General features: G+C 68.8%; 9 protein-coding genes. 6 read left to right on the forward strand and 3 right to left on the reverse strand.

Features of this window, described 5'->3' with window-relative positions; all coding sequences use genetic code 11:
- The first annotated feature begins 29 nt into the window (after positions 1-29).
- Both ACGFIV_RS34890 and ACGFIV_RS34895 read left to right on the forward strand, forming a co-directional pair.
- On the forward strand, positions 30-608 hold the full coding sequence (locus ACGFIV_RS34890) for a TetR/AcrR family transcriptional regulator C-terminal ligand-binding domain-containing protein (RefSeq protein ID WP_392839328.1): 579 nt from the start codon (positions 30-32) through the stop codon (positions 606-608).
- A 125-nt stretch (positions 609-733) separates the two neighbouring features.
- On the forward strand, positions 734-1,474 hold the full coding sequence (locus ACGFIV_RS34895; protein ID WP_358557474.1) for a hypothetical protein: 741 nt from the start codon (positions 734-736) through the stop codon (positions 1,472-1,474).
- A gap of 243 nt (positions 1,475-1,717) precedes the next feature.
- On the opposite strand, the gene ACGFIV_RS34900 is transcribed toward ACGFIV_RS34895, so the two are convergent.
- Positions 1,718-2,962 carry a Dyp-type peroxidase gene (locus ACGFIV_RS34900; protein WP_358557471.1) on the reverse strand — a complete coding sequence of 415 codons (1,245 nt, stop codon included), beginning with the start codon at positions 2,960-2,962 and terminating at the stop codon, positions 1,718-1,720.
- Positions 2,963-3,246: 284 nt separating this feature from the next.
- Here ACGFIV_RS34900 and ACGFIV_RS34905 point away from each other — a divergent pair, with 284 nt between their 5' ends.
- From ACGFIV_RS34905 to ACGFIV_RS34920, 4 genes are all read left to right on the forward strand, one after another.
- Positions 3,247-4,509, forward strand: a complete 1,263-nt coding sequence (locus tag ACGFIV_RS34905) for an APC family permease (RefSeq protein WP_358557468.1) — start codon at positions 3,247-3,249, stop codon at positions 4,507-4,509.
- Between the two features lie 53 nt (positions 4,510-4,562).
- Positions 4,563-4,949, forward strand: coding sequence for a VOC family protein (locus tag ACGFIV_RS34910; RefSeq protein ID WP_358557465.1), 387 nt, complete (start codon positions 4,563-4,565; stop codon positions 4,947-4,949).
- A gap of 757 nt (positions 4,950-5,706) precedes the next feature.
- On the forward strand, positions 5,707-6,324 hold the full coding sequence (locus ACGFIV_RS34915; protein WP_392839332.1) for a hypothetical protein: 618 nt from the start codon (positions 5,707-5,709) through the stop codon (positions 6,322-6,324).
- A gap of 175 nt (positions 6,325-6,499) precedes the next feature.
- Complete coding sequence (locus ACGFIV_RS34920; protein ID WP_358557459.1) at positions 6,500-7,156, forward strand: hypothetical protein; 657 nt, start codon at positions 6,500-6,502, stop codon at positions 7,154-7,156.
- A gap of 89 nt (positions 7,157-7,245) precedes the next feature.
- On the opposite strand, the gene ACGFIV_RS34925 is transcribed toward ACGFIV_RS34920, so the two are convergent.
- Entirely contained in the window at positions 7,246-7,479 is a 234-nt protein-coding gene (locus tag ACGFIV_RS34925) for a cell division protein SepF (protein WP_358557458.1), read from the reverse strand.
- A gap of 178 nt (positions 7,480-7,657) precedes the next feature.
- Positions 7,658-8,677, reverse strand: a complete 1,020-nt coding sequence (locus tag ACGFIV_RS34930) for an NAD-dependent epimerase/dehydratase family protein (protein ID WP_358557456.1) — start codon at positions 8,675-8,677, stop codon at positions 7,658-7,660.
- Between the last annotated feature and the right edge of the window lie 217 nt (positions 8,678-8,894).

Here is an 8,894-nt window from a genome sequence, read left to right on the forward strand (position 1 = left end):
GCAAGACTATTCGCGTTAAGATGTCGGCCATGGCAGCACAGGAACCCGTACGCCGGCCCGGGGGGCGTAACGCCCGCGTCCGCACGGCCGTATGCGAGGCCGTTTTCGACCTGCTCCACGAGGCGGACTGGGACGATCTGAGCATCGCGCAGGTGGCGGAGCGATCCGGAGTCCACCAGGCCACGATCTACCGGCGCTGGGGCACGTTGGGCGCGTTGGTCGATGACGTGGTGACCGAGCAGCTCACGCGCTCGTCCCCGGTTCCCGACACCGGGACGCTCCGTGGGGACCTGGAGGCCTACGCGGTCCAGGTGGCCGAGGACGTGGCCGGCCCCCTCGGTCGCGTCTTCCTCCGTGCCGCCCTGGTGGGCGCGCGCCCGGAGGGAGAGCCTTCCAAGCATGTCTACCTTCTGGAGCGAGGCACGCAGCTCCAGAAGATTCTCGACCGCGCCAGGGATCGCGGGGAGAACCCCCCCACGTTGCTTGAGCTGCTGGAGGTCATCCTCGCACCGCTGTACTTCCACGCGATGTTCTTCGAACGGCCGACCAACGCGCACCACGCCCGGACACTGGTGGACAGGCTGCTCGCCCTCAGCGAGAAGAAATGAACGCCGTAGGCGGCCGCGATCTCGCCGAGTCGGCGATTGCCCTTGCCGGTGGATCCGCCTGACCGCGAACGACACCGGCTGAACCATCTGACGGAAACGTACGTTTGTGGGGCATGAGATTGCGAATGACCCTGCTCGTGGCACTGTTGTCCCTGACTGCGGCCTGCGGAGGAGCGGAATCGGATATGTCGGCGAGCTTGGCAGACGACGGGCCGGCGAAGCCGGTCGCATTGTGGGGTGCCGAAGGCGGGTTCGTGACCGCGGCCATGAACGTGCTGCGTCCGCCGAGGGTGGTGCTGTACAGCGACGGCCTGGTGATCGTTGACGCGAGCAAGCAGCTGAAGCTCACCGATGCCGAGACGGGCGAGACGGTCGCGTCGATGGAGACGTACCTGACCGGGCAACCGCCGACCGCGGAGCCAAAGCCGGGCGCGCCGATGGTGGCGGACGTGCCGACCACCGTCCTCGGGGTACGGGGGAAGGACGGAAGAATGCTGGAGGTCCGGGCCCCGGCTCTGGACCAGGTCGCGGACTTCTACCCGAAGGAGCTCTCGGAGGCGAAGAAGCTGATGGACGGCTTGGCGACCCGGGCCGCCGCCGCGGGTACCGACTACGTCGCCACCCGCGTCCGCATGGTCGCCGAAGGGGCGGCCTCGGCGGAGGGCAAGCCGGCGCCGTGGCCCGCAGGGGTCCCGGAGCCTTCGGGCACGGTGGACCCGGTTTGGCAGCAGGACATCGAGGGGGCGGCGGTGAGTGCGATCGTCAAGGCGGTGCCTGCCGGGCAGGAGCACGGCCGGTCACTCTTCAAGACCAGTTCGGGAGCACTCTTCGTGCTCTCCTGGCGCTACCTGTTGCCTGACGAATAGCAAGGGCTGATGACGGGGGCTCCCGGTCACCCCATCAAGTCGTCGTCCGCCAGACGCGCAAACCAGGACGATCAGCAGGTCGAAATGGTCGGCATGAAGCCTGGCCTTCTCCCGCTCGAACTCCCGCCGCGCGGCCTCTTCCTCGCGCTGAGGCGCGCGGCCTCTTCCTCGCGCTGAGGCGCGCGGCCTCTTCCTCGCGCTGAAGCGCGCGGCCTCCTCCTCGCGCCGAGGCGCGTGGCGCGTTCAGGTCAGCAGGGCGCGGGCGTAGTAGTCCTGGGCATTGGTCACACCCGGCAGGGCGAAGAAGTAGCCGCCGCCGGTCGGGGTGACGTACGGGACGAGCATTTCCCTTTCCAGCCGCTGCTGCATGTCGATATAGGTGCTGAGCTTGCGCTGGAAGCAGCAGAAGGCGTGCCCCGCGTCCATGCTCCCGTTGACGTCTGGGGCGCGCATGTACTGGTAGCTGCGGCGCCAGATGTGGACAGGAGGCACCTTCTCCGGCACGTACGGGTTGGGCGCGCTGAAACGGGAGTCGACCGTCTGCGGGTTGGCGAGGCGGACGTGGCAGTTGAACGGCATGACCTCGCCCTTGGGGTCGTAGACCACAGGGGAGTCGAGGTCGGCGCCGCCGTTCAGCGGAATGCCGGTGACCTTGTGCCGACCGATGATCTTTTCCTGCCGGGCGACCGGTACCCGATTCCATTCGTCCAGATGGAACCGCACGATGCGGATCACCTGGTAGGTGCCGCCGGTGGTCCAGGCCGGTTCGGGGGAGGGCTGATGCGCCCAGACGAACGTGTCGATCCGGCCCTTGACGTCGGTCAGGAAGTGGTTGGCGACGTCGTCGTGGAATCCGAGCAGGTCACGGGGAGTTCCGCTCGGGCGTTGCGGGCTGCGGAACCCGTCGACGCGCCAGCGCTGCCGCATCAGCCCACTGGTGCGAGTGTGAATGTCGATCAACGCGTTCACCAACGCGTCGGCGTGGTTGGCGCACAACTGCAACAGGAGGTCTCCGTGGCATTCGGCGGGATCCAGGTCATCGTGGGCGAACGCGGTCATGGGGACCAACTCGATGGGTTTGCGGCCGGCCAACCCGAAGCGGCCGTCGAACAGAGAGGCTCCGACACCGACGGTCATGGTCAGCCCGTCCGGCACCAGGGTGCTGCCCAGGAGCCCGGAGCCCGATGAATGAGGGTCGGGGTGCGCGGGGCCGCCACTGGTGAGGAAACGGGCCCGCTCGGTGAGGGTACGGAACAGACGGGTGAGCTCACCGCGGTTCTCGGCGGTCACGTCGTAGGCGGCGAAGATCCCCTGCTGTTGCGGCACGAGCGGCGGCTCGGTGATGCCGGACTGGTGTTCGCCGTGAAAGGGCACGACATCACCGGCGATCGGGGAGCTCTCTTCGGCCGTCTTCCCGAGCGACTGGCCGACCAGTCCAGCGGCCAGCGCCCCCTCAAGGAACGAGCGGCGAGAGAACGGAGCGCACATACCCTCACGGTAGGTAACCGGATGATGCACATACAAGGAGGTATCTGGTGTTTTTGCAGGTCATTGGCCACCGCTGGATACGATCCGCCGGCAGTGACGATTCACCTCACCGCGACGCGCGTCCGCCAGGCCTGAGGCACGACGATCCGGTCAGCGAGGATCTCCTCCGGTCTCGGGAGCCGCCCAGTCGTTGACAGGACTTCAGCCACACCATCAGCGACAGCAGGGCCTACCCGTATCGTGAGCCGGTATCGAGGTCCGTTCGTGTGGAGGGAGGGCTCGCCGTGGCGACAGGGGCCGGGCCTGGGCGGCCGGTGCTCGAACGTCACCTCGGCTTGACCGACGCCGTGGTCATCGGCCTGGGATCGATGATCGGTGCCGGGGTGTTCTCCGCGCCGGCCCCGGCCGCGGCCGCCGCCGGCTCCGGAATGCTGATCGGACTGGCGGTCGCGGCGGTGGTGGCGTACTGCAACGCCACCTCCTCGGCGCGGCTGGCGGCGCGCTACCCCGCCTCCGGCGGCACCTACGTGTACGGGCGTGAGCGCCTCGGGCCGCTGTGGGGGTATCTGGCCGGGTGGAGCTTCGTGGTCGGGAAGATCGCCTCGTGCGCGGCGATGGCGCTCACCGTGGGCGCGTACGTGTGGCCGGGGCACCATCGAGAGATCGCCGTGGCCGCGGTGGTGGCCTTGACGGCGCTGAACTACACCGGAGTGCACAAGGCCGCGTGGCTGACCCGCGCGATCGTCGCGGCGGTCCTGGTCGTGCTGGCCACCGTGGTGGTGGCCCTCCTGACCAGCGGCCACGCCCAGCCGGCCCGCCTCACCATCCCCTCCGAAGCCGGCGTGCCAGGCGTGCTGCAAGCGGCGGGCCTGCTGTTCTTCGCCTTCGCCGGCTACGCCCGCATCGCGACCCTCGGCGAGGAAGTGCGCGATCCCGCCCGCACCATCCGCCGCGCCATCCCCATCGCGCTCGGCGTCACCCTGCTGGTCTACGCGGCCGTGGCGGTCACCGTCCTGGCAGTCCTGGGCCCTCAGCGGCTGGCCCACACGACCGCCCCGCTGGCCGAGGCGGTCACCGCGGCGGGGCTGCCCGCCCTGGCCCCCGCCGTCCGCGCCGGCGCCGCGATCGCCGCCCTCGGGTCGCTGCTCGCGTTGATCCTCGGAGTGTCCCGCACGACGTTGGCCATGGCCAGGGACCGCTACCTGCCGCCCGCCTTGGCCGCGGTGCACCCGCGCTTCAAGGTGCCGCACCGGGCGGAGCTCGCCGTCGGCTCCGTCGTCACCGTCCTGGTGCTGACCAGCGACCTGCGCGGCGCGATCGGGTTCTCCTCCTTCGGCGTCCTGGTGTACTACGCCATCGCCAATGCCTGCGCCTGGACCTTGCCGCCCGGCGAAGGACGCCCGCCCCGGGGCGTCCCCCTGCTAGGACTGCTCGGCTGCGCCGCGCTGGCGTTCAGCCTCCCGTCCGTCTCGGTGCTGGCGGGCAGCGCGGTCCTGGTGGCCGGCGTCATCCTGTACGGCGCACGCCGACTGCTGAGCCGGCGCTGAACCCCCAAGCAGAAGGGGTCGCGAATCTGGGTTCTTCGAAGGATCATGGCGGTATGGCGTGGATCAAGGATGTCGTGGTCGATTGCCGGCACCCCGCATCGGCGGCGCGGTTCTGGGCGGCCGTCCTGGACGGTTACGAGGTGGCTCCGTACGACGAGGCCGAGCTGGAACGGCTACGGGGCGAAGGGATCGATGACCCGGAAGACGACCCGACGGTGCTGGTCGAGGCTCAGCCGGGCGTCAGGCCGCGGTTCTTCTTCCAGTTGGTCCCAGAACCCAAGACGGTCAAGAACCGGATCCATCTCGACCTGGCGTGCGACGATCTCGACGCGGAGCTGAGGCGACTGGTCGCACTGGGCGCGCGAGTGGTGACCACCGAGGAACACTGGGTCGTCCTGACCGACCCCGAGGGCAACGAGTTCTGCCTCCACGGCCCGTAGTGCCCCGGGGCGCGTGGTGTCGTTTACCACATTGATATGGACTGGTGGCGGCATTATCCGCGGCACCCGCGGCGCGGCTGGATTTCCCGCCATTCTTTCCATGGTGTCCTCCGCGTGGAGAACGGTGTGTGAGGTGTTCCGTTCAGCCGGCAGGGATTTCGCAAGGTGGGTTCATCGAACGTCGCATCCGGTTCGTCCACTCGGAAGCACTCATACGGGTGAATCGGCATGATCGGTGTTCTTCGGATCGTGGGCACCTTTGTCGTGTCGTCGAAATGGATGTGAGGCCGTGATGAGATCCGGCGTTGCGTGCGAGCGACGTATGGGCATGGAGTTCCACGAAGGCAGGGCGCCAGGCTGCCCCGTGAGGGCTTCGGGGTGCGTGGCGATCTGGCATATCGGGATATCTGTCGGCAGGGCGGCTGCATGCCGGGTTCTCGGTTGGTCGATAGATTTATCCGAATTTATAGTGACCCGTCGAGCCCGATGAGTTATCGGAGCGGTTGATCGCTACTTGTAACAGGAAAGTCGCCGAAGGCATTTGATGACGGATTCTTCCGCCCAAATGGTCTGCCGGAATGGTGCCGGGTTCCAAGGTCTGTGGATTCTTTTATTTATTGTGACGCCTGTTTTCTCTATCGCTACTTCAGTGCTGCTTCGCGGGTTGGCTGAATGGGTATTCCCCTGGTCGCAGTGCCGCCATGGCGGCATGAAGAAGGTCCGATTCATCGGAATTCAAGCGATATGGGGGAACCGAGTGATTCCTCGGGAAAAAGGCTCTTTCATAGATAGGCCCGCGTGGACTCTGGCGGTCGCGACGGCGATCACCGGCGGCTTCGTCGCACTGTCGTGCCCGGCGATGGCCCAGGCCGGAACGGAAGCGGGGAACGCCCCCGGGCAGCAGGTGTCGTACGACACCGGCCACGTCGGCGCCGGCCAGGCGAAGCCGATCGGTGATGACGACGACGACGACGAGGACGGCAAGGGCAAGTGCTCGAAGAAGTGCCATCCCGGCCCTCCTGGTCCTCCCGGACCCAGGGGCCGCGGCGATGGCATCGACTCGGCGCTGGCCACCCCGACCGGTGCGCTCGCCCCCGTCAAGTACGTCGCCCTCGCCCAGGGCAACGGCCCGGCCTTCGTCCGGGACCCCACGTCGATCGCGCCGAACCCGTTCTGGCACGACCTCTCGACGCTGGCGGGCTACCCCGGCAACGCGTCGGATGTCAGCCTGACGGCGGTGCCGGCCACCAACACCCTGCAGATCACGGTGCGGACCCAGGCCGGTCGGGTCGCCCAGACGACCTGCCTCGTCACCGTGAACGCGACCTGGCCCGGCGTCTGCGGCGGCTTCGTCGACATCACGCCACCGCTCTAGGCCTGACCAGGGCTTTCGGAGTGACAGCGCGTGCCGTGCCCGGGGTGTCCCGGGTACGGCGCCGTCAGTCACCACGACACCTTCCGCCCGACCGTCTCAGGGCCTAAGGGGAATTCAAGTGATATGGGGGAACCGAGTGACTCCTCGGGAAAATGGTCCGTCCACAGGTAGGACCGTGTGGACCCTGGTGGTCGCGACCGCGGCCGCCGGCGGGTTCGTCGCGCTGTCGAGCCCGGCAACGGCCGGCGTCAGCGTGGAAGGGAAGAGCGTCTCCGGGCACCGGGCGGTGGCCGGCGCCGTCCATGCCGCGACCGGCCTCTGGTGGAGGACCGCCGCGAGGTGCGACCACGACGACCGGACTCGTGACAAGGACAACGGCTGCCCCGAGGGTCCTCCCGGGCCCCGGGGCCGGGTCGACGGTGTGGACTCGGCGCTGGCCACGCCGACGGGCGTGACGACCGGGCCCGTGAAGTACGTCGCCGAGACCCGGTTCAACGGGGCGACCCTGGTCCGGGACCCCACGTCGGTCGCGCCGAACCCCGTCTGGCACGACCTGTCCTCGCTGGCGGGCTACCCCGGCAACGTCACGGGTGTGACGCTGACGGCCGCCCCGGTGCTGACGGCGGCGTTGAGCGCGGCGAAACTGCCCAGCAAGGTCCCGGGCACCGCCGTCACGGGCATCACTCTGGTGGTGGCCCCGGCCACCAACAAGTTGCTCGTCACAGTGCGGGCGAAGACCGGCCAGGTGGCCGAGACGTCGTGCGGCCTCACCCCGAACGTCCTGTGGCCGGCCAACTGCACGGCCTTCGTCGACGTCACCCCGCCACTGTGAACCTGGCCGGGACTCCGGCGTGACCGCGCGGGTGCCGTATCCGGGACGCCTCCGGGTACGGCACCGCCGTACCCGGAGCGGAGCCCGTCTCAGGCGTTGACGACCACGCCGGAGGGGACCAGCAGGAAGACCTTGGGCGCGATGCGTTCCATGTCGCCGCGGCGCCCGAAGACCAGGCCCACCGCGAAGTCGAGGAGCGGCTTGGCGTCCGCGTCCGACATGCCGGTGAGGTCCAGGACCACGGGCTGCCCCTTGCGGAAGAAGTGCCCCACGTAGGCGACCTCGTTGTAGTCCTGCGGGCGCAGCGTCTTCAACATGGTCATGTCAGGTGGAGGGCCCGCAGTGGTCCTCCTGGACTCGCGCTCGTCGGGACCCGCGGTCCCTTGGGGGTCTGCCACGGAGCAGACGCTAACACCCGTAGATCGCCCGTAGCGCACGTACGGTCCAAAACCCCTCGAAGAGGGCCAGATGACTACGCGTCCGGGGGTTCCTCCGCACTAGTCAGCGACCACGGGCGTCCCACTCGCTGAGGATGCGGGCCTCCTTGTCGGGGGCCAGGCCGTGCCGCGGCCAGCTGCGGTAGCGGCGCTCCAACTCGGCCTGGTCGCGGTCCTTCAGCCAGTGCCACGTGTCACGAACGGTCTCGTGGACCGGGCGGCACCGCAGCCCCGCCGCCTCGGCCTTCGCGGTCGAGACATCCCAGGCGCCCACCTCACCGGGGGCCTTTGGCATCCAGAGCGGAAGCTCGGTCCACGGCTCGACCTCGTGGTCGAGCAGGAACCGGTCGTCGATCCAGACCAGCTCGGGGCTCACGCCTGTGACCTCGGCGCAGTCGGCCAGCCACCGGCCGAACGTGGTGTTGCCGGCGGGCCCGGTCGTCATGAAACGGTCGTTGACCCCCTTGGCCGCCTGATCGAGGGTGAAGATCGCGATGTCACGGGCGTCGATGAGCTGCATGGGGAGGCCGGGGTCACCTGGGGCCACGACCCGGCCGCCGCGGGAGACGCGCCGCAGCCACGCGGGCAGGCGGCCGATGTTCTCCCAGGGGCCGAGGATGAGCCCCGGCTGAATGATCAGGGCGTTCCCGTCGAAGTAGTGCTCCACGGCGCGCTCGCAGCCGGCCTTCAGGACCCCGTAGTCGCCGTCATCAGGGCCGGCGTCGGGCGAGCACTCCCACCGGGGAGCGGACTCGTCGACGCGCTTGGCCGGCCAGCCGGAGACGGCGGAGATGGACGAGATGAACGCGTAGGTCGCGGCGTGCCCCGACAGGACGCGAGCGGAGTCGGCGACGACCCGGGGGGTGAAGCCGCACACGTCGATGACGGCGTCCCACTCGCCGCCCTCGGCGAGCGCTTCGAGGTCCGCGGTGACCTCCCGGTCGCCGCGGACGGCCGTCACCCCGGGCAGATCCTCTCCGGACCTGCCCCTGTTGAAGGTCGTGACGTCGTGCCCCTGCCGCAGGGCCTCTTCCACGATGGCCCTGCCGAGGAACACCGACCCGCCGATCACCAGAACTCTCATGCGACCACTCTGGACCCGCGGCCACCCCCCCAAGGGCGCTTTCACGGTCAGCGAACCCGCTACCGGATTGTCGGCCAGTGCTCCGGCGTTCACGCCGGGGGTGAAGGCCGACACGGGAGTGCCCGCTAGGAGCTGTTTGACGTTCGGATCTTGGTGGGGTCCGGTAGCGGGCTGGTCATGGCTGATAGAACTCGGATGTGGCGCGCTTTGATGTGAC

The sequence above is a fragment of the Sphaerisporangium sp. NPDC049003 genome, assembly GCF_043197795.1.
GTDB lineage: Bacteria > Actinomycetota > Actinomycetes > Streptosporangiales > Streptosporangiaceae > Sphaerisporangium.

Bases quoted from the DNA above. Each gene is read 5' to 3' on its own strand.
- ACGFIV_RS34910 (WP_358557465.1), top strand. From the start codon at position 4,563: ATGGCGTGGATCAAGGATGTCGTGGTCGATTGCCGGCACCCCGCATCG.
- ACGFIV_RS34895 (WP_358557474.1), top strand. From the start codon at position 734: ATGACCCTGCTCGTGGCACTGTTGTCCCTGACTGCGGCCTGCGGAGGA.
- ACGFIV_RS34890 (WP_392839328.1), top strand. From the start codon at position 30: ATGGCAGCACAGGAACCCGTACGCCGGCCCGGGGGGCGTAACGCCCGC.
- ACGFIV_RS34900 (WP_358557471.1), bottom strand. From the start codon at position 2,962: ATGTGCGCTCCGTTCTCTCGCCGCTCGTTCCTTGAGGGGGCGCTGGCC.
- ACGFIV_RS34930 (WP_358557456.1), bottom strand. From the start codon at position 8,677: ATGAGAGTTCTGGTGATCGGCGGGTCGGTGTTCCTCGGCAGGGCCATC.
- ACGFIV_RS34925 (WP_358557458.1), bottom strand. From the start codon at position 7,479: ATGACCATGTTGAAGACGCTGCGCCCGCAGGACTACAACGAGGTCGCC.